This is a genomic window from Pseudomonas sp. St316, assembly GCF_018325905.1.
GTDB lineage: Bacteria > Pseudomonadota > Gammaproteobacteria > Pseudomonadales > Pseudomonadaceae > Aquipseudomonas.
This window is the reverse complement of sequence record NZ_AP021901.1, coordinates 3099190-3123607: the sequence shown is the minus strand read 5'-3', so window position 1 is coordinate 3123607 and position 24418 is coordinate 3099190. Positions and strand designations below refer to the sequence as shown.

General features: G+C 61.2%; 17 protein-coding genes. 5 read left to right on the top strand and 12 right to left on the bottom strand.

What is annotated here, in order from left to right; all coding sequences use genetic code 11:
• Positions 1-7: 7 nt before the first annotated feature.
• From KI237_RS14080 to KI237_RS14050, 7 genes are all read right to left on the bottom strand, one after another.
• A complete protein-coding gene (locus tag KI237_RS14080) occupies positions 8-1807 on the bottom strand; it encodes a DUF2341 domain-containing protein (protein WP_212800331.1) in 1800 nt (599 codons plus the stop codon).
• A 17-nt stretch (positions 1808-1824) separates the two neighbouring features.
• Positions 1825-3387, bottom strand: a complete 1563-nt coding sequence (locus tag KI237_RS14075; protein ID WP_502937119.1) for a ShlB/FhaC/HecB family hemolysin secretion/activation protein — start codon at positions 3385-3387, stop codon at positions 1825-1827.
• A 68-nt stretch (positions 3388-3455) separates the two neighbouring features.
• Entirely contained in the window at positions 3456-4058 is a 603-nt protein-coding gene (locus KI237_RS30985; RefSeq protein ID WP_212800603.1) for a transposase, read from the bottom strand.
• Between the two features lie 1283 nt (positions 4059-5341).
• Entirely contained in the window at positions 5342-6139 is a 798-nt protein-coding gene (locus tag KI237_RS14065; RefSeq protein WP_072405718.1) for a transglutaminase family protein, read from the bottom strand.
• Positions 6136-7086, bottom strand: a complete 951-nt coding sequence (locus tag KI237_RS14060) for an alpha-E domain-containing protein (protein ID WP_003201699.1) — start codon at positions 7084-7086, stop codon at positions 6136-6138. The genes KI237_RS14065 and KI237_RS14060 overlap by 4 nt, the downstream gene beginning before the upstream one ends.
• 3 nt (positions 7087-7089) lie before the next feature.
• Complete coding sequence (locus tag KI237_RS14055; protein WP_212800330.1) at positions 7090-8499, bottom strand: circularly permuted type 2 ATP-grasp protein; 1410 nt, start codon at positions 8497-8499, stop codon at positions 7090-7092.
• Positions 8500-8998: 499 nt separating this feature from the next.
• Positions 8999-10486: a hypothetical protein gene (locus tag KI237_RS14050; protein WP_212800329.1), complete on the bottom strand. Its 1488-nt coding sequence runs from the start codon at positions 10484-10486 to the stop codon at positions 8999-9001.
• A gap of 294 nt (positions 10487-10780) precedes the next feature.
• On the opposite strand from KI237_RS14050, the gene KI237_RS14045 reads away from it, so the two are divergent.
• Positions 10781-11776 (top strand): acyltransferase family protein, encoded by a 996-nt coding sequence (locus tag KI237_RS14045; RefSeq protein WP_349305795.1) that lies wholly within the window; start codon positions 10781-10783, stop codon positions 11774-11776.
• Between the two features lie 68 nt (positions 11777-11844).
• On the opposite strand, the gene KI237_RS14040 is transcribed toward KI237_RS14045, so the two are convergent.
• Positions 11845-13932 (bottom strand): TonB-dependent siderophore receptor, encoded by a 2088-nt coding sequence (locus KI237_RS14040; RefSeq protein ID WP_502937117.1) that lies wholly within the window; start codon positions 13930-13932, stop codon positions 11845-11847.
• A gap of 329 nt (positions 13933-14261) precedes the next feature.
• Between KI237_RS14040 and KI237_RS14035 the strand changes: the two genes are divergently transcribed.
• Positions 14262-16058: a methyl-accepting chemotaxis protein gene (locus KI237_RS14035; protein ID WP_212800326.1), complete on the top strand. Its 1797-nt coding sequence runs from the start codon at positions 14262-14264 to the stop codon at positions 16056-16058.
• A 645-nt stretch (positions 16059-16703) separates the two neighbouring features.
• On the opposite strand, the gene KI237_RS14030 is transcribed toward KI237_RS14035, so the two are convergent.
• Both KI237_RS14030 and KI237_RS14025 read right to left on the bottom strand, forming a co-directional pair.
• The gene (locus tag KI237_RS14030; protein ID WP_003201656.1) at positions 16704-16901 is read right to left on the bottom strand and encodes a YbdD/YjiX family protein; all 198 of its coding nucleotides are present in this window, start codon (positions 16899-16901) and stop codon (positions 16704-16706) included.
• A gap of 16 nt (positions 16902-16917) precedes the next feature.
• On the bottom strand, positions 16918-18978 hold the full coding sequence (locus KI237_RS14025) for a carbon starvation CstA family protein (protein ID WP_212800325.1): 2061 nt from the start codon (positions 18976-18978) through the stop codon (positions 16918-16920).
• Between the two features lie 314 nt (positions 18979-19292).
• On the opposite strand from KI237_RS14025, the gene KI237_RS14020 reads away from it, so the two are divergent.
• Together KI237_RS14020 and KI237_RS14015 are read left to right on the top strand one after the other, a co-directional pair.
• Complete coding sequence (locus tag KI237_RS14020; protein ID WP_212800324.1) at positions 19293-20654, top strand: cache domain-containing protein; 1362 nt, start codon at positions 19293-19295, stop codon at positions 20652-20654.
• Positions 20655-20685: 31 nt separating this feature from the next.
• On the top strand, positions 20686-21312 hold the full coding sequence (locus tag KI237_RS14015; protein WP_212800323.1) for a response regulator: 627 nt from the start codon (positions 20686-20688) through the stop codon (positions 21310-21312).
• Between the two features lie 116 nt (positions 21313-21428).
• Here KI237_RS14015 and KI237_RS14010 read toward each other — a convergent pair whose 3' ends face one another.
• Both KI237_RS14010 and KI237_RS14005 read right to left on the bottom strand, forming a co-directional pair.
• Entirely contained in the window at positions 21429-22298 is an 870-nt protein-coding gene (locus KI237_RS14010; protein ID WP_212800322.1) for an SDR family oxidoreductase, read from the bottom strand.
• A 57-nt stretch (positions 22299-22355) separates the two neighbouring features.
• A complete protein-coding gene (locus KI237_RS14005; protein WP_212800321.1) occupies positions 22356-23585 on the bottom strand; it encodes an arabinose transporter in 1230 nt (409 codons plus the stop codon).
• A 141-nt stretch (positions 23586-23726) separates the two neighbouring features.
• Here KI237_RS14005 and KI237_RS14000 point away from each other — a divergent pair, with 141 nt between their 5' ends.
• Entirely contained in the window at positions 23727-24380 is a 654-nt protein-coding gene (locus KI237_RS14000; RefSeq protein WP_212800320.1) for a TetR/AcrR family transcriptional regulator, read from the top strand.
• The last annotated feature ends 38 nt before the right edge of the window (positions 24381-24418 follow it).

Below are 24418 nucleotides of genomic sequence, written 5' to 3'. Positions count from 1 at the left end.
GACCTCCTCAGGCCGGTACGGACGATTGGACGTGATGAGCGCGGCGATGCGCCGCTTCACCGGACTGGCCTTCGCCGTGCATCTCCGCCAGGCGGGTGATGAACTCGTCGACGAATACCCGCATGTCGGCACTGACTTCCTTGTTACGGGTGATCAGGCGGTTGTAGCCAAACAGCGCAGGGATCGCGACGAACAGGCCCATGGCGGTGGCGAGCAATGCCGCCGCCATGCCCGGGGCGATGGCGTTGATGTTCACGTCACCGGCCATGGCCGTGCCGAGGAACACCACCATGATCCCCAGCACTGTGCCGAGCAGACCAATGTACGGACCGCCGGCGATGGCGTTGGAGAGGGTCGATAGCTTCGAACTCAGTTGCTGGTTTTCCCGGGTGCGCACGCCGTCCATCGAGCAACGGATCGCTTCAATGGTGGCCGCCGACACCGACGAGGTATCGGCGCCCTGCTCACGGCGGGTGCGAATCTCCTTGACGGCCACCAGGTACAGGCGCCACAGCGACGAGTGTTGCAGGCGCTGGGCGAGGTCCTGATCGTCGGCGAACATTTCCAGGCGCGTGCCAATCCTGGCGAACTGCTCGCGAAACGCTTCGTTGGCCGCGCTGAGACGGCTGACCATGCGGTTCTTGCGGATCATGATGATCCACGACTGGAACATCATCAGCACCAGTACCCCGATGATCACCCAAGCGTCCAGCGGCACGGCCTTGAGCAAGAAACCCAGGCTGCCAAAACCGAAACCCGATTGCTCTTCATCGACCCCATAGGCGACCAGTTTCGATTCAGCGCCCTGGGCATTGGCGTCGGCCAACAGCTGTGGCGCCGGGCGGGCAACCTTGGACAGGCGCGCTTCATCCATGGCCCCACTGAAGGGCGCGAGAACACCGGCGGAAGCGTCAGCGCCCAAGGCAATCGGCGAATTGAACGCTGGCATCGCCAACGCCAGGCTCGCGGTTTCACGCCCATTGACGTACAGCACGACCCGGTCGCCCGAGGCGGTCAACGCCAAGTGCTGCCACTGGCCGGGGTTCAGCGGCTGGGTCGAGACCGCACGCTGATCATTGATCGCTACGAACGGCACACCCTGGTTTACGCCAATCAGCAGATGGCTGGCGCCTTCACGACGGGCCAGGATGATTTGCTCGCCACTGGCCTGGTCCTGGCGCAGCCAAGTGCTGAAGGTGAACGCCGCGCCGGGACTGTGTTGCAGCGACGGGCTGGCGGGCAACAGTAGCGGCTGGCCGTTGAACTGCAAGGCCCGCCCGATCACGCCGTCGATGCTCACTCCGGTTGCGCCCTGGGCATTGTTGCCATAGGCCGTGGTGTCCTTGGGCGGTATGCCAGTGGCGCCGTCGAAGTGGTATAGGCCGGTGTAGTCCGGGTCGAAGGTCAACTGGCCACTGCCTGTGGCCGGCGCCTTCTGGTTGCCGTAATACATCCACACGTCCTGACGCTGACCGCCCTCAACGTTCGGCACATCGACCCAGATCAGCGCCATACCCATCAGCGGGTCGAAGCTTTCGATCTGGTGGTTGAGCACCGTCTTGTCGTCGGCACTGACGAAGCGCAGGTCCGAGCCGTCATCCTTGACGCCGTCGAAGGTGAAGTTGCCGGTGTGCAGGCGCACCAGCAACGCTGTACGGCCCAAAGCCTGGGCGATGGCGGCGCCCTGGGGCGTGGTGTCCACGGAAATCTGTTTGCGATAGTGCCAGTCGTCCTGCCACCAGGCGTTGGCGGTCGCCGGAAGCACCAGCCCCAGGCAGATAAACAGGGATAACAATAAACGTTGCATGGACATGACTCCTGGGTTCAAAACGTCGCTTGCAGGTTGAAGTGCAGGCGCGATTCCTGTTTCGAGGTGTTCGGCCCTTCGAGCAGCGGATAGCCCCAATCGAGACTGCCGGACAGCCATTTGCTCAGGCTTGCGCGGGTGCCGAGGCCGACGCTGGCGAGGCTGTAATCGGCTTCCTGATCGGGCAGTTCGTCGCGCAGGTACAACTGCGCGCCTTCGGCGAAGGCGTAGAAGCGCCACTCCTGGACATAGCTGCCGAGGAACTTGGCCAGGGACGGGGTGCGCAACTCCTGGGACAGCAGGTAGCCGTCATCGCCGGTACGTTCGGCAGCCAGGTAGCCGCGCACCGAAGTGGCGCCACCGGCAGAGAATTGCTCGTTGGAAACCAGCGGCCCGGAGGCCAGTTGGAAGGCGGCCTTGGAGGCGGTCTGCCAATCGTTGGCGAAGGTGAAGGTGTAATTGCCGTCGCCCTTGAGCACGGCAAAGCTGGGGCTGGCGCGATAGCGCTTGTAGTCGAATTCTTCGTCGCTGCTGCCATAGCCCAGCAGGCTGCGCGTACCCGCCACCAGACTCAGGCCGAGCCCCAGCTGGCTGCTTTCGGTGTAGCGCAGGCCGTTATAGGCAAAGGTGAATGGCGCGTACTTGAGCGGCGCCTTGTCGCTCGCGCCGCCCAGGTTCAGCTCTTCATCGAAATCCTTGAAGTCCACGCCAACGGAGAATGTGTTGGCCCAGGCAGCGCTCGACGGCAGGCTGTAGATCGCCGAGACGCCGTAGGAATGGCCCTTGCCCAGCACGTTGCTGCCGCCCACGGTCGCCACGTTGCTGTCGGACTGGTAGCCGGAGAACTGTACGCTCCAACGCTCGCTCAACGGCGCCGTATAGGAGCCCGACCAGACCTTGGCGTTTTCGGTGTCCTGGGGCGCGGTGAAGAAGGTCAGCGAAACGCTGTGGCCCAGTTGCCAAAGGTTGTTGTAGCCCAGGCTGGCGACCGTGCGCAGCTTTTCGGTGTCGGCGCTGTAGTCGTTGTTCAGCCCCAGGCTGGCTTGCCAGGGGTTCTGGTCTTCGACTTGCAAATCGACATCCATGGTTCCGGGTCGCTGGCCTTCGCGCACCAGCGGCATGACCTGGCGTCCCGGGGTCTTGTTCAACTGCGCCAGCTCTGTTTGGACCTGGGCGAAATCGGGTACCTCGCCTTCCTTGAGCGCCGGCACATCATCACGGATTTCAACGGGCGAATAATGCTTGGCCCCCACCACCCGTACCCGGCCAATCTTGGTCTCGCTGACTTGCAGGTAGACGATGCCGTCTTCGACTTTTTGCTCTGGCAGTTCGACGAACACCGACTGATAACCGCGCGCCTGATAGGCCTTTTGCAGCGCTTCCCGGGCGCCTTCGATGTCGCTCAAGGCCTTTTGCGGGCCGAGGAACGGGTACACCGCTTCCTCGATGGCCCGGGCATCGAGCACGGTGTTGCCCCGCACGAAATACTCGTTCACGTCCACCAGGCGAGTAGGCGCGGCTTCGGCCTCCTGCCCTCCTTCTGCGGCGAATGCCGACGGCCCCCCGACCGCCAGCAGCAACCAGCCCCACAGCGCCGGCCGCGATTTGAAGAAATGCTCCACACCACCCCCTGAATTCAAGATACGGCTCAATTGCGTGCGGTCGATGGCGTGGCGTGCCGGGCCAGCCAGGTGTGCAGCAGCGCGAAGTTCAAGGAGAACTCCGGCATTTGCAGCAAGGCGCCACAGAACACTTCACCGATGATTTTCTGGATGAGCCGCACTGCCCGCGCGTCGCCCAACAGTGTGGCGAGGTCTTTGCTCAGGACGTTGAAGCTCCAGACCTTCTGGTTCAGATCCAGGCCGACGAACCAGCGGAACAGCAGGTTGTAGTTGAGTTGTTCGTAGAGTTGCTGCTCGCTGGGCACCGAATAGAGCAGCTGCAGCAGGAGGATATGCATGGCGGTTTGCGGTGCGATCAGCATCTGGGCACCGGCGTTGAGCCCTTGCAGCACATCACGATGGTCATCCAGCAGGTCGTCGATCTGCGGACGCAGCAAAACCAGTGAATGGCCTTGCGGAATGTAGCTGGACACTTCCTTGAGCGCGCCCTGCCAGTCATCCTGGGAAACGATCCAGACCCACGGCGCGCCGTAGCGATACACCGAGACCGGCTGCTTGCGCGCCGCCTCGACGATCTTCGACAGCCGCTGGTCAAGCTCCTGCATGCCCACTTTCGAATAACGTTCCATAGTCCCCATCGCCTCACTCCCGGCTTCGCGCCCCGGCTCCAAAACGACCTAGCAGGCCCCCTTGAGCACGTCACACAGGCATGACGGGAATGGCGATGTGCTACCGAACTTTTGTCATGAAAGCTTCATTTTTGAGATATTGAGGGAGTGAGATTTTGTGGGAGCGAGCCTGCTCGTGATGGCGGTGGATCAGCTTGCATTGATGCTGAATGTGCCGCCGTCATCGCGAGCAAGCTCAGCTCCCACAGTTTGATCTGTGGTGGTCCTCGATTTTTGTGGTGCCGCCAGTCCCCTTGTGGGAGCGAGCTTGCTCGCGATGGCGGTGGATCAGCTTGCATGGATGCTGAATGTGCCGCCGTCATCGCGAGCAAGCTCAGCTCCCACAGTTTGATCTGTGGTGGCCCTCGATTGTTGTGGCGCCGCCAGTCCCCTTGTGGGAGCGAGCCTGCTCGCGATGGCGGTGGATCAGCTTGCATTGATGCTGAATGTGCCGCCGTCATCGCGAGCAAGCTCAGCTCCCACAGTTTGATCTGTGGTGGCCCTCGATTGTTGTGGCGCCGCCAGTCCCCTTGTGGGAGCGAGCTTGCTCGCGATGGTGGTGGATCAGCTTGCATTGATGCTGAATGTGCCGCCGTCATCGCGAGCAAGCTCAGCTCCCACAGTTTGATCTGTGGTGGTCCTCGATTTTTGTGGTGCCGCCAGTCCCCTTGTGGGAGCGAGCCTGCTCGCGATAGCGGTAGGTCTGCTGGCAGTGATGTTGGCTGTGCTGCCGTCTTCGCGAGCAGGCTCGCTCCCACAGGGTTGGGTGTTGAGTCCGGATGCTTTGGGCACCCGCAATCCCTTGTGGGAGCGAGCTTGCTCGCGATGGTGGTGGATCAGCTTGCATTGATGCTGAATGTGCTGCCGTCTTCGCGAGCAGGCTCGCTCCCACAGGGTTGGGTGTTGAGTCCGGATGCTTTGGGCACCCGCAATCCCTTGTGGGAGCGAGCTTGCTCGCGATGGCGGTGGGTCAGCTTGCATTGATGCTGAATGTGCCGCCGTCATCGCGAGCAAGCTCAGCTCCCACAGTTTGATCTGTGGTGGCCCTCGATTGTTGTGGCGCCGCCAGTCCCCTTGTGGGAGCGAGCCTGCTCGCGATAGCGGTGGGTCTGCTTGTGGCGATGCTGGATGTGCCGGCGCCTTCGCGAGCAGGCTCGCTCCCACTGGGGTTCTCGGGTGGATACAAAGCTTGCTGTCCGCCACCGATTCCATGTGGGATCGGCTGTTGGCGATAAAGCCTGCCTTTATTGGTGCTGCACCTGCACCATCGAGCTCACCTGCACCCTTGCCTGCATCTGCTCCGCTCCGCCGCCCCGGCGCATGCCGCGTACCGGGCAGGCGTCGAGGTAGTCCAGGCCGATCGCCAGTTTCAGGTGGCGGTCTGGAAGGGTCAGGCGGTTGGTCACATCGAAGCTGTACCAGCCATCATCCAGCCAGGCTTCCGCCCAGGCGTGGCTCGCCAGGTGGCTTTCATCTTCGGTGCACAAATAGCCGGAAACATAGCGCGCAGGAATGCCCAGGCTGCGGGCGCAGGCCAGGAATGCGTGAGTATGATCCTGGCAAACCCCCGTCCCACCGGCAAACGCCTCGGCAGCGGTGCTGTTGACCGCCGTCGTGCCGGGGCTGTAGGGCATCCGCGCCGCCAAACCATTCATCAAATCGGTCAAGGCCGAACGATCGCGCCGGCCGGCACATTGCTCGACGGCGAAGGCGCTGAGGGTCTCATCCGCTTGGGTCAGGCGACTGGTGCGCAAAAAAGGCAGCGGCGACTGGCTGTCCGGCTCCATCGCGATGGACTGATGGATTTCCACCTCGCCATAAGCCGTCAGTACCAAGGCACCGTGGGGCTCGTCCATGGTCATCACATGCAAAATGTTGCCATAGGGATCGATCTGACTGCGCACCAGTCGCGGCAGCTCCAGGTGCCATTCCAGAATGCGCTGGCGCTGAGTGTCCCGGGGCGTCAGGCGTAGGAACTGGATGCTGGTGCAGACTTCATCGGCGTAGCTGTAGGTGGTGTCGTGGCGTATGGATAGTTTCATACGACCTCCAGGTAAGACTCATGGACGGTCTGGCCCAAGTGGCGGATCTGTCCAATCAAGTCGGTCAACCATTGATGCAGGCCCGACGCCAGGATCTCATCGATCCCCGAATAACGCAGGCGCGCATTCAGCTCGGCGGCCAGGCGTTGCGCCGGCCGGCCGTTGTTGCCTGGCAAGCTCGCGAGAATGTGGTCCAGCTCCTCGATACAGGCATGCAGCGAGCGCGGGACGTCAGCACGCAACAGCAACATCTCGGAAACCTGCTCGGCGTTCGGCGCATTGCGGTAGATCTCGTTGAACGCCTCGAACGAAGACAACGCGCGCAACAAGGCACTCCACTGGTAATAACCACGGGCCGAGTTGTCGCTGACCTCCTCCGATTCCTCGCCGAACATTTCATAACGGGCGTCCAGCAGGCGCAGCGTGTTATCCGCCCGCTCGATAAAGGTGCCCAAGCGAATGAAGCAGTAGGCATCGTTGCGCATGATGGTGCCCGACGTCGCGCCACGGAACAGGTGCGAGCGCTCCTTGACCCATTCGCAGAAGTGGCTGATGCCGTAGCGCCCCAGGCCGTTGCTGGCAATGTTGCGCATTTCCAGCCAGGTGGCGTTGATGTTCTCCCACATGTCGGCGGTGATACGCCCGCGCACGGCATGGGCATTGGTCCGCGCGGCACGCAGGCAGCTGTAGATACTGCCGGGGTTGGTTTCATCCAGCGCGAAGAAATGCAGCATGCGCTCGGTGTTGAGCGCGTCATAACGGGCGTTGTAGTCGTCCAGCGTGCCAGCCGCCAGCAGCGACATCGCCAGCTCCGCATGACCATCGCTGCGCCCGGCTTGGGGCATCAGCGACAGCGAATAGCTGACTTCGAGCATGCGCGCCAGGTTCTCGGCGCGCTCCAGGTAGCGGGACATCCAATAGAGGTCCGAAGCCGTTCTTGAAAGCATGTCTTAGTCCTCCACGACCCAAGTGTCTTTGGTGCCACCGCCCTGGGACGAATTCACCACCAGCGAGCCTTCGCGCAGCGCCACGCGGGTCAGCCCGCCAGGCACCAGGCGCGTTTCCTTGCCCGACAGCACGAACGGACGCAGGTCGATGTGACGCGGCGCGATGCCGCTCTCGACAAAGGTCGGGCACGTGGACAGGCTCAAGGTTGGCTGGGCGATGTAGGCTTCGGGACGGGCCTTGAGGCGTGCACGGAAATCCTCGATCTCCGCCGCGCTGGCGGCAGGTCCGACCAGCATGCCGTAGCCGCCGGAACCCTGGGTTTCCTTGACCACCAGATCCGGCAGGTTGGCCAGCACATGGGACAGGTCCTGGGGCTTGCGACACTGCCAGGTGGGCACGTTCTTCAGGATCGGTTCTTCGGTGAGGTAAAAGCGGATCATCTCGTCAACATAGGGGTAGATCGACTTGTCATCGGCCACGCCGGTGCCGACCGCATTCGCCAGCACCACATTGCCTGCGCGGTATACGGCGATCAGCCCGGGCACGCCCAACATCGAATCAGGGTTGAACGACAGCGGGTCGAGATAGGCATCGTCAAGGCGACGATAAATCACGTCCACCTGCCGTGGACCGGCGGTGGTGCGCATGTAGACGTGGTCGTCACGCACGAACAGGTCGGCTCCCTCCACCAGCTCCACGCCCATTTCACGGGCCAGGAACGCGTGCTCGAAATAGGCACTGTTGAAGCGCCCCGGGGTCAGCACCACGGCGGTGGGGTTCTCGAGGGGGCTTGAGCTCTTGAGGGTGTCGAGCAACAGGTTCGGGTAATGATCGATGGGGGCCACGCGCTGGGCGGCGAAGAGTTCGGGGAAGAGGCGCATCATCATCTTGCGGTCTTCGAGCATGTAGCTCACGCCGCTGGGGGTACGCAGGTTGTCCTCCAGCACGTAGTAGCTGCCGTCACCGTCGCGAACCAGGTCGACACCAGCGATATGGGCGTAAATGCCCCGGTGCAGGTTCAGGCCCTGCATCGCAATCTGATAACCCTCGTTGGCGAGCACCTGTTCGGCAGGAATGATGCCTTCCTTGAGGATGTGTTGCCCATGGTAGATGTCGGCCAGGAACATGTTCAGGGCCTGGACCCGCTGAATGCAGCCACGCTCGACCATCTGCCATTCGCTGGCCTTGATGCTGCGCGGGATGATATCGAACGGAATCAACCGCTCGGTGCCCTGCTCGTCCCCGTAGAGGGTGAAGGTGATACCGGCTCGATGGAACAGCAGGTCGGCTTCGCGACGGCGTTGTTCAAGCAGCTCAAGCGGCGTATCCGCCAGCCAGCGCGAGAAAGCTTGGTAATGCGGGCGGCAGTCACCCTTGGCGTCATACATTTCATTAAAAAAAGCGTGGGGCATAGCCAACTCCCAGCCGCGTTCTACACGGCATTTCTTATCACTTCGTCGTTCGACGGTTCGGCCTTGCCTTGCTTTAAGCCCTGCTTTATCGAGTGAAGTCCTGGATTACCCCTGTGTTTTCTTCATGGAGGGTGTGCCGAGGCCCGCAGGCCAGGTTTCAATGCTTAGCAAAGGGTGTGCCTAAGCGTCACGGCATCATGCCCAGGATAGAAAAAGCATTGCAAAAACACTAAAAGGCGAAATTATTTTTCGATATGGCGACATGCGTAGACATTAATGTGGGTGTCCGTTGCCTCGAATGCGAGCTCGAACACTGGATTGGAGGGCTCTGGGCGACTGGAATGGAACGGTTGCGCCCCAAGAGGGAAGTTTTTACCCATTCATCCATGACCGCCCGTGCCCCACCCCTGGCAACGAAAACCTGAACGCACTGCAACGTCGCAGGAAAATGCACGGATTCATACCCCTCGCCCCACCTTGAAGCAGCACGGCCGTTCCCTCAGGTAAACGCCGCCTCGACACTGGCGACGATCATCTCCAGGTCTGCTGGCAGGTAACCTCGCTTGACCTCCAGGTTCTCGTTATAGTTTCGCGCCCTCCAGGTAGACAGTTCGGACACCGGGATACGTTGGTAAAGCAGATTGGCATTGGTCGGCCCGGTCCACTTGGTCGTCCGTCCGATCTGATCGTTGCCAGCGTTTTCAATGAATCGAGTGCGCATGCCCAGCAACGCCGCGGCATCCATCGCACCGCTGCGCATGCCCAGGTGCACCAATTTGCAGTTCCATTCGGTACCTTTCATGCGCAGGAAAATGGCATATTCGGCAGCCCGGTTCGGCCCGATGATTTTCTGGTTGGGGTTGCCGTTCTCCAGCTTCCAATACTCACCCCAAATATGAAGATTGTCCCGGGATACCGGGCCATCAGCTTGATCGAGTTGAGCCAGATGGCCCGTCAGCTTCGCATTGAGGTCGCGGTTGGTCCTCGGGCGTCCGACCACGATGACGTTCCGACCTTTCTTCAACAGTCGGTGACACACCTGCCCCAACCCGGTCCAACTGTCGTCCAGTTCCGGATGGGCACCACCGTCCTTGCCGCTGAAACGGGTCCAGACGATGACGTAGCTCTGGCCCTTTACCACCCCTTTGAGCCCCAGGAACTTGTCGAGGCGATACGCCCAATAGCGATTGGTATTGGGATCGACATTGTCCCACTTGGCGATGCTGCCCTTGCCGTCGCCACTGAGCACCGACGCGGCGACATCCGTGGTAGCACCGCCCACCGGGCACAGTTTCGCACCATTGGCGACACTGGCCAGGAATCCCAGGGCCACGTCGGTGAAGGGCGGCAATGCAGTTTTACTGATCCTGGCGTCGACCACCAGACGACAGGTTTCGCAGGCCGCCTTGGCATCGGTGACCAACACCGGCAGCAAACGAGCGGCCTTTACGCCACAGGAGGAGCCGTAGAACTTGACCAGCCGCTTGGCCGCCGTCTCGTCAGCGGCCGCGTAGAGCAGGATCAGTCGTGAGTTGAGGTCATGGCTCAACGCCGCGCCGACAGCGAACTGATCGCCCGACATATACGCGCCTTGATAGTAATAGGTGCACTTCTGGGCGACGAATTGCGCCGGTGTGTTTTTCCGCGCATCGGTGAACAGCGAGCCACCCGTGGTATTCGCATCGTCCAACATTTCCTGGTATTTGCGTTTGTCCTGACCCCGTAAATACAACGCCAGTGCATCCAGGCACTGGTTGAGGCTTTGATTGGCCTGGACCAACGGATCGGTCCCCACCCGCCACTCGAGGGGAAACGCTTGAGCGGGCTGCGCCAGGGCTTGGACGGCTGCCGGAATCGTTGGAAAACGAACCTGCAGATCGCTTCCCAGGAAACGCTTGAGGAGGGCCTCGTGGGGTTTGAGCGTCACGTAGGTTGGGCTCATCAATGACCAGGCGGTGATTGATGTATTGAGGATTTCGAAGGGCATCCTTCCTCCGTCGGGACACGTTGCAAGGTTATCCAAAATAATCGCGTGTCCGCGCACCAAGCGTAGACCAGATTGGGGAGGTACTGGCCCAATCGCGAGCAGGCTCCCACAGGGCTTTTGCCGCAGCCCGATGTTGCATACACCAGGCCCCCGAGCCATCCAACTGAAACATATGTGTCAAATGTGACAATTGACCCCACTACCCCGCCGCCGCCTCGCAAACCACTATTAACGGCCCACAAAGCCGCATAACGTAACGCGCAAACGGATCAACTCTGATTAAGGATGATGCGCGTGGGGGTTTATCGGTTGCTGCTGGCCATGTTGGTGGCGGTTTCTCATATGGGCGTGACATTCATGGGGTTTAACCCCGGCGTCGTTGCCGTGGTGTCCTTCCTGATCATCAGCGGTTTCGTGATGACCTCGCTGATCGAGAGGAACTACAACACCCCGGGCCAAATCGGCCTGTTCTACGCGGATCGACTGCTGAGGCTGTACCCGCAGTTCCTGGTGTACTTCGTCTTGTCCTGCGCGGTGATCCATTTCCTGCTGCCGGGAACACCCCAGGCAGCCGCCCTGACGCTCGAAAATATCGCCACCAGCCTGCCGATCATGCCGTTGGGCTTCTACATGTTCGGCATCACCGTGCCCGAGATCCTGCCACCCGGCTGGTCCCTGGGCCTGGAAATGTGCTTTTACCTGCTGATCCCGTTCCTGATCCTCTACAAGGCGCGAGGCATCGCCTTTGCGGTGTCCGTGGCGGTGTTCATGGTCGCCTCGCTGGGCTACCTCAACACCGACATCTATGGCTACCGCCTGCTGCCCGGTGTGCTGTTCATTTTCCTCTGCGGCAGCTACCTGTATCAGGCACAGGCCAAGGGGCTGTGGATCGTGTCCATCACCCTGCTCGTTGCCGTCTTGATGTTCCTGGCCATTGTCGTGGGGATCATTCCCCGTCGACCTTTCAACGCCGAGGTGACCCTGGGCATCGCCCTGGGCCTGCCAGCGGTGCTTCTGCTCGGCAGACTGAAGCATCACCGGCTCGATGAATTCCTGGGCAATATCAGCTACGGCGTGTTCCTCAACCACTTTGTGGTGATGTACGCGTTGCGGGCACTCTGGCCGGTGGAGTACAACGCCCTGATCCTCACCGCGGTACTGGTGCTGTCATTCGCCTTGAGTGGCGTGTCGTACTACGGAGTCGAACGACCGGCGCTGAAGCTTCGCCATGCGCTGAGGGCAGGCGCGAAATACCGTGCGCAAGCTCCCATCGGCGGCACGGTGGCCTAGTTGCCGACAGCGACACAAAAAAATGCCCGGAACCAGGTCCCGGGCATTTGCATTTCAGTGCAGCAGGATCAGAACGTCACACTGGCGCTCAGCTTGGCCGTACGCGGCTCGCCGACGTTGACCTGCAACTGGCTGCCGGTAGAGGACGGGTAGTACTGCTTGTCGAACAGGTTGTCGACGTTCAGTTGCAACGACGTCTTGTACCCGAACACCGGCGACTCCCAACGCAGGAAGGCGTCGGCGACGGTGTAGCTGCTGAGCCAGAAATCGTTGGCGTTGTTGGCGGCGCGTTCGCCGACATAACGTGCGCCGGCGCCGGCGTGCCAGGCACCGAATTCAGCCGGCACGTTCAGGTGGTGGGTCAGGTAGAGGCTGGCGGTGTGCTTGGGGGCGTCGGCCAAGCGATGACCTTCGTCATCCGGGTCGTCGAGGATTTCCGTGTGGGTGTAGGCGTAGGTGCCGATCAGGTCCCAGCGCTCGGCCAGGCGACCGGTGATGTCGAGCTCCAGGCCTTGGGAGCCGACTTTGCCGGCGGCTTCCGAAAGAGTCACAGCGTTGACGGTGGTAGAAGTCACGACATTTTTCTTCACGATGTCGAACAGCGCAAGGTTGATATTCAAGCCCGGCAGCGGATCGTACTTGGCGCCGATTTCATAGCTGCGACCCTCTTCTGGATCGAAGGTATTGCCGGCATCATCCACCGTGTCATTTGGCTTGAACGACCGACTGTAGTTACCGTACAGCGACAAAGTCTCAGTGGCTTTGTAGACCACCCCCAGGAATGGCACGAAGGCGTCACCATTATCATCACGATTGACGTCGTAGTCCTTGCCTACACCTTGATCGCTGTACTGGTCGTAATGTTGATAACGACCTCCGAGCACCAGGATCCAACGGTCATCCAAATGCCAGTTATCCTTCAAATAGATCGAACTGGAATTCAACTGGTTGCGCAGATCACTGTCGGTAGAGCTGACCAGGCTTGGCTCTGGCAGGTTGCCATAGACCGGCGAAGTGACATCGAAACCAGGCTGAACTTTTCCACGATAAGTCTTACCCCGGAACTGATCGGACACCTGATTATCAACGCCAACCAGCAGGTCATGACGCTGGCCGAACAGTTCCTGCTTACCCATGAAATCCCAGCTGGCATAACGGGTTTCATCATCGTAATGAGCGCCATTGGCCCTTCGTCTCAACATATTTCCAGTCAGGGTAACAGGCTGCGCAATCGCAAGACTGTATCGATCATTGTTCCAACCGTAGGTCACGCGGGTCTTCCACGCCTCACTCAGCTCATACTCGAACCGCGCCGTCGCCGTTTCGCGAATGCCGACGCTCTTGGCCCACGGCTCATCCAGGCGCTTGTTGTAGTCAATGTCTGCTGGATGACCATCAGTGAATATCGTCCCACGATCAAACGGATTGGAATACTCGTTGTACTCATAACTCAGGTTCAACGAGGCCCGCTCCCCCGTCCAAGCCAGGGACGGCGCCACCAGCGTGCTCTCGTTGACGCCGTAGTTGCGCCAGTAGTCTTCATGCCCACGCTCGGCAATCAAGCGATAGGCCAGGCCCGTGTCACCCAATGGCCCGGTGGTGTCCAGGGCCATGGTGCCGCCGCCTTCGCTGTAGGCCGAGCCGCTCAGCGTGGTGCTTTGGGTATATTCCGGTTTCTTGCTGATGATGTTGACCAGGCCGCCGGGCTCCAGCGCGCCGTAGAGCATCGAGGCCGGGCCCTTGAGCACTTCGACCCGTTCGGTGGTGGCGCTGAAGTTGTGCCCCAGGTTCGAACGCACGCCGTCGCGCAGGATCGAGCCGTCGTCGTTGGTGCCGAACCCGCGCTTGACCAGCGAGTCCCGCGAGCCGCCCAGGGTGTTGCCCTGGCTGACGCCGCTGACGAATTTCATCGCGTCGTTCAGCGAGCGCACCTGGTAGTCCGCCAAGGTCTGCTGGGTGACCACGTTGATCGACTGCGCTTCTTCCTTGATCGGTACATCGCTCTTGCTCGCCGTGCTGGCTTGCGACGTCGTATAGCCCTCATCCTGGGTGACGCGACTGCCCTGGATGTCCGTGGCGGGCAGTTCGAGCGTGTCCTGCGCCCACAGTGGGCTTGCAATGAGGCAGCAAGACAACGTTGGCAATACACACTTGATGAAGACATTGCGATTGGCGAGGGGGGTGGAACGATTCAAGACGCGCACTCATAGAAGGGACGTTAATGAGAGCAAATATACTTTGAGAATCATTCCCAGTAAATCTTTTGTATCAAATGATGATCCCCCCGAACCCCTGTGGGAGCGAGCTTGCTCGCGATAGCGGTGGGTCTGTTGCATTGATGTTGGACGTATCGCCGCTATCGCGAGCAAGCTCGCTCCCACAGGTTTCGCGAACAGTGATATCAAATCGCCCTACCGCCCTAAAGCTTTTACGTTCGCGGTCGAATGTATTCCATTAAGCGATTTTTTTGCCCAGGAGCAGCGGCATGCAGACGTTGAAGGCCTTGTACGAGTCTATCGAAATGCAATTTTTCGATACCCTCACCAAAAAACTGTCGAGCCTTTTCCTGCTGGTGCTGGTCAGCGGCTTGCTGTACTGGGTGGCCCTCAGCGCCCGCGCCGAGATCGTGCTGCAATTGCGCAACGCACAGTTGGACAGTGCCTTGCTGGGACAGATCGAAGGCCGGCTCGATAGCCTCACCCATGCCCTGCTCTTCGGCGCGTTCCTGACACTGGCCATGATCAGCTTCATGGTCTGGTATTTCCGCCACCTCATCGTGCGTCCCGTCACCGCCATGACCAAGGCCCTGGAAGAGATCGCCAACGGCGAAGGCGACTTGTCCAAGGACCTGCCGCTGGTAACTCACGACGAGATCCGCGTGCTGGCCGGCACCTGCAACCGTTTCCTGGCCAAGCAGCGGGAGATCATCAGCAACGTCCAGGCGCTGACCGTGCACATCGCCGTCGAATCGGCGCGCTCGTTGAAGAACATCAGCGACTCCAGCGACAGTGCCACCCACCAGGCTCGCTTCGCCAAGGAAGTGATGGACCAGAGCAACACCGCCGTGGGCCGCATCGAAGAGGTCTCGCGCCAGACCCAGGGCATCTCCAGCACCACCGCCCAGAACCTGAGCATGGCCCGCGACTCCTACGCCGAGCTATTGGAAGTGACCGGCAATATCAGCGAAATCTCCAGCAGCCTCGGTGAATTCGCCACGCTGGTGAGCGCCTTGAACCAGCGGTCCTCAAGCATCAAGTCGATTGTCGGGTTGATCCAGCAGATCTCTGCCCAGACCAACCTGCTGGCTCTCAATGCCGCCATCGAAGCCGCCCGGGCCGGCGAAAGCGGCCGTGGCTTCGCGGTGGTGGCCGATGAAGTGCGGACCTTGGCACAAAACGTCAGCCGGGCCACCGATGATATCTCGCGCAACATCGACGCCATGCTCGACGAAGTCAGCTCCACCCACGAGCAAACCACCCAGATCAGCCACAGCGCCCGGGAAACCCAGAAAGTGGTGGAGCGCGCCTCCGGCCATTTTGAAAGCATGATCGGCGACTTCGAATCCACCAACGGCAAGCTGGCGGACATCGCCACCCATATCCAGCAGTTCGCCGACAGCAACACCGGGATCAACGACCGGGTCACCCAGATCCACGCCGACAGCCAGTTGATCGACCAGCGCATGCAGCATTCGGCGACGGCCACCCGCGACCTGTCCGGCGTGGCCGAAAAGGTCCAGGCGCTGCTGGGTCGCTTCGTGCTCGGCCACGGCAAGCTGGACGCCGCCATCACCCGCGCCAGCGAGTGCCGCGACACCCTCCAGGTCCGCCTGGAAGCGCTGCAACGCGAAGGCCTGAACCTGTTCGATCAGAATTACCAATTGATTCCCGGCACCGATCCCAAGCAGTACATGGCCAGCTATACCGAACGCTTTGCCCAGATATGCCAGGAAGAATGCGACAAACTCACCCGCAGCACGCCGGGTGGCAAGGTTTCGTTCATTGTCGACAGCAAGGGCTATTGCCCGGTGAACAACAGCTGGGTCTCAAAGCCGCCGACCGGCGACCGGGCGGTGGATTTACCGGTGTGCCGCAACAAGCGGATCTTCAACGACCCGATCGGCCTGCGCGCGGCGGGTAACGTCCAACGCTTCCTGCTCCAGACGTACCTGCGCGATACCGGGGAAATCATGACCGAGATCGACGTACCGTTCTTCTTCGACGGCCGCCATTGGGGCAACTTGCGGGTGGGCTTCGATGCGGCGGTGTTGTTGGCGGATTGATGTTGGTGGGTGGGTGTGGCGAGCCAGTCGACGTCATCGTAGCCGATATACCGCCATCGCGAGCAAGCTCGCTCCCACAGGGGATCTCTGGTGTACGCAAATCCTGAGAGCCCCCAAAAACAACTGTGGGAGCGAGCTTGCTCGCGATAGCGTTGGATCAGCCAACACCATCGTTAACTGACATACCGCCATCGCGAGCAGGCTCGCTCCCACAGGGAATCTGTGGTGTCTGCAAATCCTGAGAGCCCCCAAAAACAACTGTGGGAGCGAGCTTGCTCGCGATAGCGCCGGGTCAGCCAACACCATCGTTAACTGACATACCGCCATCGCGAGCAGGCTCGCTCCCACAGGGGATCTGTGGTGTCTGCAAATCCTGAGATTACCCAAAAACAACTGTGGGAGCGAGCTTGCTCGCGATAGCGTTGGATCAGCCAACATCATCACTAACTGACACTCCGCTATCGCGAGCAAGCTCGCTCCCACAGGGGATCTGTGGTGTCTGCAAATCCTGAGATTACCCAAAAACAACTGTGGGAGCGAGCCTGCTCGCGATAGCGGTGGGTCAGTCAACATCAATGCAGCTGATCCGTCGCATCGCGAGCAAGCTCGCTCCCACAAGGGGATTACCTCAACCCAAGCGGTGCTTCAACAGCACTTGGGCCCACCCTTGCCACCGTAACGGGCCTCCTGGCGTTCGCGAAAGAACGCCTCGTAGTCCATCAACGGTTTGTCCGGGTGTTTGGTTTGCATGTGCTCGACGTAGTTGTCGTAGTCGGGCATGCCGACCATCAGGCGGGCGGCCTGACCGAGGTATTTACCCAGGCGACTCAAGTCATTGAACATCGTTGCAATCCTCGCTTCAAGCGTCCGGCAGGGCCTGGAATGGCGCTTCTTTATCCGTGCGTTCTTTTGTGCCCCAGGCGGCGATGCCGACCTTGAGCGCGTAGAACAGGATGCTTAAGACCACGAACAGGAACAGCGCCGTCAGCGTCGCGTTGGTGTAGGCGTTGAGCACCACGTGCTGCATCTGGTCGATGTTCTTGGCCGGGGCCAGGACTTGCCCCGCGGCCAGGGCCTCGTTGTATTTGCGGGCCAGGGCCAGAAAGCCGATCGCCGGGTTGGCGTCGAACAGCTTGATCAGGCCCGCCGTAGTGGTGCAGATCAGCAGCCAGGCCGCTGGCAGCATGGTCACCCAGACGTAGCGCTGGCGCTTCATCTTGATCAGCACCACGGTGGCGAGCATCAGGGCAATGCCGGCCAGCATCTGGTTGGAGATGCCGAACAGCGGCCACAAGGTGTTGATGCCACCCAGCGGATCGATCACGCCCTGGTACAGCAGGTAGCCCCACAGTGCCACGCAACCGGCGGTGGCGATCAGGTTGGCGGTCCAGGATTCGGTGCGCTTGAGCGAAGGCACGAACGAACCCAGCAAATCCTGCAGCATGAACCGCCCGGCACGGGTGCCGGCGTCCACGGCGGTGAGGATGAACAGCGCTTCGAACAGGATCGCGAAGTGGTACCAGAACGCCATGGTGTTCTCACCCGGCAGCACCGAGTGCAGGATCTGCGCGATCCCGACCGCCAGGGTCGGCGCACCGCCGGCACGGGCCAGCACGGTAGTCTCGCCGATGTCCTTGGCCACCGCTTGCAGCGCCTCGGGGGTGATTGCAAAACCCCAACTGCTAACGGTCTGGGCCACGGCCACCACGTCACCGCCGACGATCGCCGCCGGGCTGTTCATGGCGAAGTACACGCCTGGCTCGATCACCGAAGCGGCAACCATCGCCATGATCGCCACGAAGGACTCCATCAGCATGCCGCCGTAACCGATGTAGCGGGCGTTGGTTTCGTTATCCAGCAGCTTGGGCGTGGTACCCGAGGCGATCAGCGCGTGGAAACCCGAGACCGCGCCGCAGGCGATGGTGATGAACAGGAACGGGAACAACCCGCCCTTCCATACCGGCCCCAAGCCGTTGGTGAACTGGGTCAGCGCCGGCATTTTCAGCTCGGGCATGGTCACCAGGATACCGATGGCCAGGGCGACGATGGTGCCGATCTTGAGGAAGGTCGACAGGTAGTCGCGCGGGGCCAGGATCAGCCACACCGGCAGCACCGCCGCGACAAAACCATAGCCGATCAGCATCCAGGTGATCTGGATCCCGGTGAAGGAAAAGGCCTTGGCCCAGACCGGGTCGGCGGCGATCTGCCCGCCCAGCCAGATCGAGCCCAGCAGCAACAGCACGCCGATGAGCGAGATCTCACCGATGCGGCCCGGGCGGATGTAGCGCATGTAGATGCCCATGAACATCGCGATCGGGATGGTCGCCATCACCGTGAAGATGCCCCATGGGCTCTCGGCCAGGGCCTTGACCACGATCAGCGCCAGCACCGCGAGGATGATGATCATGATCAGGAAGCAGCCGAACAGCGCGATGGTGCCGGGGATGCGGCCCATTTCCTCGCGCACCATGTCGCCCAGGGAGCGACCGTTGCGGCGGGTGGACAGGAACAGGATCATGAAGTCCTGCACCGCCCCTGCCAGCACCACGCCGGCAATCAGCCAGAGCGTGCCGGGCAGGTAGCCCATTTGCGCCGCCAGCACCGGCCCGACCAGCGGCCCCGCGCCGGCAATGGCTGCGAAGTGGTGGCCGAAGAGAATGTGTTTGTTGGTCGGGACGTAGTCCAGGCCATCGTTGTTGAGCACGGCAGGGGTGGCCCGGCGCGCATCGAGTTGCATCACGTTGTTGGCGATGAAGAGGCTGTAGTAGCGGTAGGCGACCAGGTAGATGGCCACGGCTGCGACGACGATCCAGAGGGCGTTGATGGGTTCGCCGCGGCGCAAGGCCACGACACTCAACGCACAGGCTCCAAGAACAGCCACGGCAAACCAGGCGAGGTGTTTAACCAGACGGGTTGTCATTGCGTGTCTCCTGCCGATATCCAGGGGATTGCGGCGATTGTTTTTATAGTGTGCCCCGGCTATTCGGAGCCGGCCCAATATCCCTGCAAGTCGTCAAAAAATAAATCCGTAGTACTACGTAGGCCTTTGATTACGCTTGTGGGAGCAAGGCTTGCCCGCGATAGAGTCAATACGGTCTTTTATAAACCGCGGCGCCTGCATCGCGAGCAAGCTTTGCTCCCACATGTCTGGCTCCACAGGTTTTATGCCTCCCCCATGGGTTTGGCTTATGATGCCGCCATTGGCCTCTCCGCCGAGTCCGGACAGGAGTACACATGCTGCTCAAACACAAAATCGTCGCCCTCGGAATTTTGCCGCTGGTCCTGGCTATCGCGGTCATCTGCGCACTGGTGATCTCGCTCAATCGCCAGTTGGGCGATCAACAGGCGCAACTGATCGAAGACAGCATCCTGGCGAGCAAGCGTGCCGAGCTGAAGAACTATGTCGAGATGGCGCAGAGCCTGATCGCCCCGCTGTATGACAACGGCCGGGGAGACGAGCGCGCGCAGCAGCAGGTTCTGGAAGAACTGCGCAAGCTCAGCTTCGGCATCAACGGTTACTTTTTCGTTTACGACCGCCAGGGCCGCAGCCTCATGCACGCCCGCCAGTCGGAACTGGTGGGCCAGTACCTCTGGGACATGAAGGACCCCCACGGCCTGCCGGTCATCCAGGCATTGCTCAAAAGCGCCGAGTCAGGCGAAGGGTTCCAGCGCTACGCCTGGAACAAGCCCTCCTCCGGCCAGGTGACCGACAAGTTGGCCTATGTCGTGATGCTCGATCAATGGGGCTGGATGCTCGGCACCGGGATCTACCTGGAGGATGTCGAGCGCGCAACCCAACAAGCCCGCGACGAAGTTGCCCATGGCATCCACAGCACCATGCAAGCCATCGCCGCGATCGCCTTGGTGGCGGTCCTGCTGGTATTTGCCGGCGGCATGACACTCAACGTCAGCGAACATCGCCTGGCCGACAAAAAGCTGCAGCGGCTGAACCAGCGCATTGTCAGCTTGCAGGAAGAAGAACGTTCGCGGGTCTCTCGCGAGCTGCACGACGGCATCAGCCAACTGCTGGTGTCGATAAAATTCCAGTTCGAACTGGCCAGCCATGTGTTGGAAAACGGCCAGGAAAACGGCCTGGGCATCCTGAAGAATGCGACCGACCGGCTGGGCGAAGCCATCGGCGAGATCCGTAGCATCTCCCACGATTTGCGCTCCTCCCTGCTCGACACCCTGGGCCTGCCCGCCGCCATCGGCCAGCTTGCGAGCGAGTTCCAACAGCGCAGCGGGCTTGAAGTGTCTTACCGAAGCAACGAATTCGATTGCCGCCTGGAAAATGGCGCCCCTGTCTCGCTGTTCCGCATTGCCCAGGAAGCCCTGACCAATATCGAGCGCCATGCCGGGGCGAAAAGTGTCGGTATCACCCTGTTCGGCTCCAGCCAGTCCTTGCGCCTGACGGTGGTGGATGACGGGATGGGCTTCAACGTCCCGCAAGTAGAGCGCGGCCACACCGGCATCGGCCTGCGCAATATCCGCGAACGGGTCGAGCATTTCGGCGGACGCCTGGAAGTGACCTCGGCACCGGGACGAAGCGAACTGGACATCCTGCTGCCCATGAATCTCTCGGTCACGCAAAGCTGATGCGCGCCCCTGCTAACAAGAGCACCTGCCGATGAACCTGCCTCCCGTGATTCGCGTCGCGCTGGTCGATGATCACTCCCTGGTCCGCGACGGTATCAAGGCCCTGCTGTCCGTCATGCCCGGACTGGACGTGGTGGGCGAAGCCGAGAACGGGGCGCAGGCGATTGAAATGGTCGCTCGCAGCCAACCTGACCTGCTGCTGATGGACATCAGCCTCAAGGACATGAACGGGCTGGAGTTGACCCGGCTGCTGGGCAAGCAACACCCCAGCCTCAAGATCCTCATCCTCAGCATGTACGACAATTACGAGTACGTGAGCGAGTCCGTGCGCTCCGGCGCCAGCGGCTACGTGCTCAAGAACGCGCCGTCGCGGGAAATCATCGCAGCCATCGAAGCCATCATCAGCGGTGGCACGTTCTACAGTGCAGAGATCGCCCAGCGGCTCGCCACCGACCCACACACCGATAACGAGCTGACACCACGGGAGAGCCAGGTGTTGTCCAAAATGGTCCAGGGCCTGAACAACAAGGAAATGGCCCGTGAACTGGACATCAGCGTACGCACCGTCGAGACCCATCGCCTGAGCATCCGCCGCAAGCTGAGCATCGACAAACCCGCAGCCCTGGTGAAATACGCGATCGACCACGGGATCATCTAGCGCTAGGCCCTTGTGGCGAGGGAGCTTGCTCCCGTTGGGTTGCGCAGCGACCCCGATATTTTACGGTCGCTGCGCAACCGAGCGGGAGCAAGCTCCCTCGCCACAGATCGTTCATTTCAATCGGCGTGGTAATAGCCTGGTTGGTCAAGATCGGCCAACAGACTCGGGCCGCTTGGCATCCAGCCCAGCAAGGCGCGGGTGTAGGCGCTGGACACGGCCATGTTCGCGCCCGCCATGTGGGCAAACCAGCCGAAATGCTCACGCTCCCGGGATTCCACCGGCAACCCCAGGCCACGACCGATTGCCTGGGCAATGTCCTTGAACGGCACAGCCTCGTCGGCGACGGCGTGGTAGACCGACTGCGTCACGCCCTGCTCCAGCGCAAGCCGATAGACCCGTGCGGCGTCCAGCCGATGCACGCCCGACCAGCAGTGGCTGCCATCCCCGAGATAGGCCGAGACGCCCGTCTCCCGGGCCAGGCGAATCAGGACAGGAACGAACCCATGATCGCCCAAGCCATGGACCGAGGGCGCCAGCCGCACCGTCGCGACCCGCACCCCGCGCTCGACCAGCGCCCGGGCCGCCGTTTCGGATTTACGCGGCGAGGCCGGGCTTGGAACCTCCAGCTCGCTCGCCCCCTGGGTCAAACCCAACAAGCCGGACGTCACCAGTAACGGCCGTTCGGTTCCTTGCAGCGCGCTGCCCAATACTTCGATTACGTGACGGTCCTGCTCAGCGTTCTCGGCAAACCGTGAGAAGTCATGATTGAACGCCGTGTGAATCACCGCGTCCGCCGCCGAGGCGGCGTTGTGCAGGATATCGAGATCATCCAGAGTGCCTCGGATCACCTTCGCGCCGGTCGCAGCCAGTGTGGCGCCCTTTTCTTCGCATCGGGCCAGGCCGGTGACCCGATGCCCGGCGTCGATCAGATCCTGTACCACGGCCGCGCCAACCCAGCCCGTGGCACCGGTAACGAATACGTGCATGTGCAACGCTCCTATTCAAAAAACGAGACCGAAAATCTTCTATAACCCATCAAGGGCTCAGGATTTGTATTGAACGTGTACTTCCCGTCCTCCCAGCAGCATCAGGGCCACCACGAAGGACAGCGCAACGGCCATGGCGCCGCCCAGGTAAACCGCACCGATCCCCCAGCCACTGGCCAACAAACCGGCCAGCGGGCTGGTGATGCCCAGGGAAATATCCAGAAACGCGACGTAGGCGCCCATGGCGAGACCGCGTGCCTGCGGTGGCGCACGCCGCACCGCCTCCACGCCGAAACCGGGAAACGCCAAGGAGTAACCGAAGCCGGCGAATGCAGTGCCCAAATAGGCCATGGTCGCGGTGTCGGCGCTCCAGATCAGCAGCAGCCCAACGGCTTCGATCAATACGCAGACCAGCGCGACGCGGGCGCCGCCAATCTGGTCCGGAAGGTGCCCCAAAAGCAGGCGCGCAGTGATGAAAGCCACACCGAACGCCGTAAACGCCAAGGAAGCGTTGCCCCAATCCCTCGCCGCAAACAACAGCGCGATAAAAGCCGTGATGACACCGAAGCCAACGCTGCAAAACGCCAACCCCATGCCGGGCACCCACACGGCGCCCATCACCTTGTAGAACGGTGTCCGCCGGGTCGCCGTAGGGGCGACCGCCCGGACACCCGCGACAATCGCCAGCGCCAGCAGCGGGATGAAAATCGTCGCGACGGCAATGCCGGTGAACCCCCAGCCGCTATTGAGCGCCACGCCGAGCGGAGCGCCCAGGGCATACGCGCCGTACATGGCGATGCCATTCCAGGCCATGACCTTGCCGGCATGCTGCGCACCGACCAGGCCGATGCCCCACCCCAACGCACCGGTGACGATCAGGCTTTCACCCAGGGCCAACAGGACACGACCGCCCAGCAAGAGCCAGACCGAAGTGACAGGCTCGGCAACGAACGCCAGGGAAACCAGATAAACCAACCCCGAGACCGCCGCTGTCACCAAGCCGACCATGACGGCGCGCTTGCCACCGCGCATGTCCGCAAAGTTGCCGGCCCAAGCCCGGGACAACAGCGCCGCGGCAAACTGTGCGCCGACCACCAGGCCAATGACCAGCGTGCCCATGCCCAGCGTGTCATGCAAATGAAGGGGCAACACAGGCAACTGCATGCCCAGGGTGAGAAAACCGATGAATACCGTCAGCGTGAGTGGCAACAGCTTGAGCACCGGCTTGATGTCAGCAGTTGCCTGAGGCGCCAAGGAGGCGCCCTGTTGAACGTTTTTTTGAGTCATAACCCTACTCACAGAAAGGATGCGATGTGACGTTGAACGTTGTCTGTGGAGCCGACTAGAATGCGATCAATTCGTCGCATTCAAGATACGAACAATCCGTCGCATTTCCTATTCGCATTCCCTTCCCAGGATCATGCCCGTATGTCCGAACGCTCAAGCCCGCAGATTTCCTCGCGTAAACAGCCGAAACAGGCACGTTCCACCGAGCTCGTCGCCGCCGTTCTGGAAGCAGCTGTTCAGGTTCTGGCAACCCAGGGCGCAACACGTTTCACTGTTGCCCGGGTTGCCGAGCGAGCCGGCGTCAGCGTCGGCTCGGTGTATCAGTACTTCCCGAACAAAGCGGCGATCCTGTTCCGCCTGCAAAGTGATGAATGGCGACAAACCAGCGATATGCTGCGCGAGATTCTTGAGGACAACCGCAAGCCACCCTTCGAGCGGCTGCGCAGCCTCGTGCGGGCGTTTATCCAGTCCGAATGCGACGAGGCCCAGATACGCGTTGCGCTCAACGACGCCGCGCCGCTCTACCGCGACGCCCCCGAGCACCAGGCCGCGCGGATGTCGGTACAACAGTCGGTGGACGCCTTCATGCTGCAAGCACTGCCAACCGTCCCGGCACAAGCCCGTGCCCTGGCAGGTGACCTGGTGCTCACGACGCTGAGTACCGTGGGCAAGCGATTTTCATTCGCGCCCCGCTCTCCTGTGGAAGTTGCGCTCTATAGCGACGCCATGGCCGATATGTTCTGCGCCTACCTGGAAAGCCTGCCTCGACAGAACTGCGAGACTACGCCCGGCTGACTGTTCACGAACAACACCGCAGTGACAGCGAGCAGGCG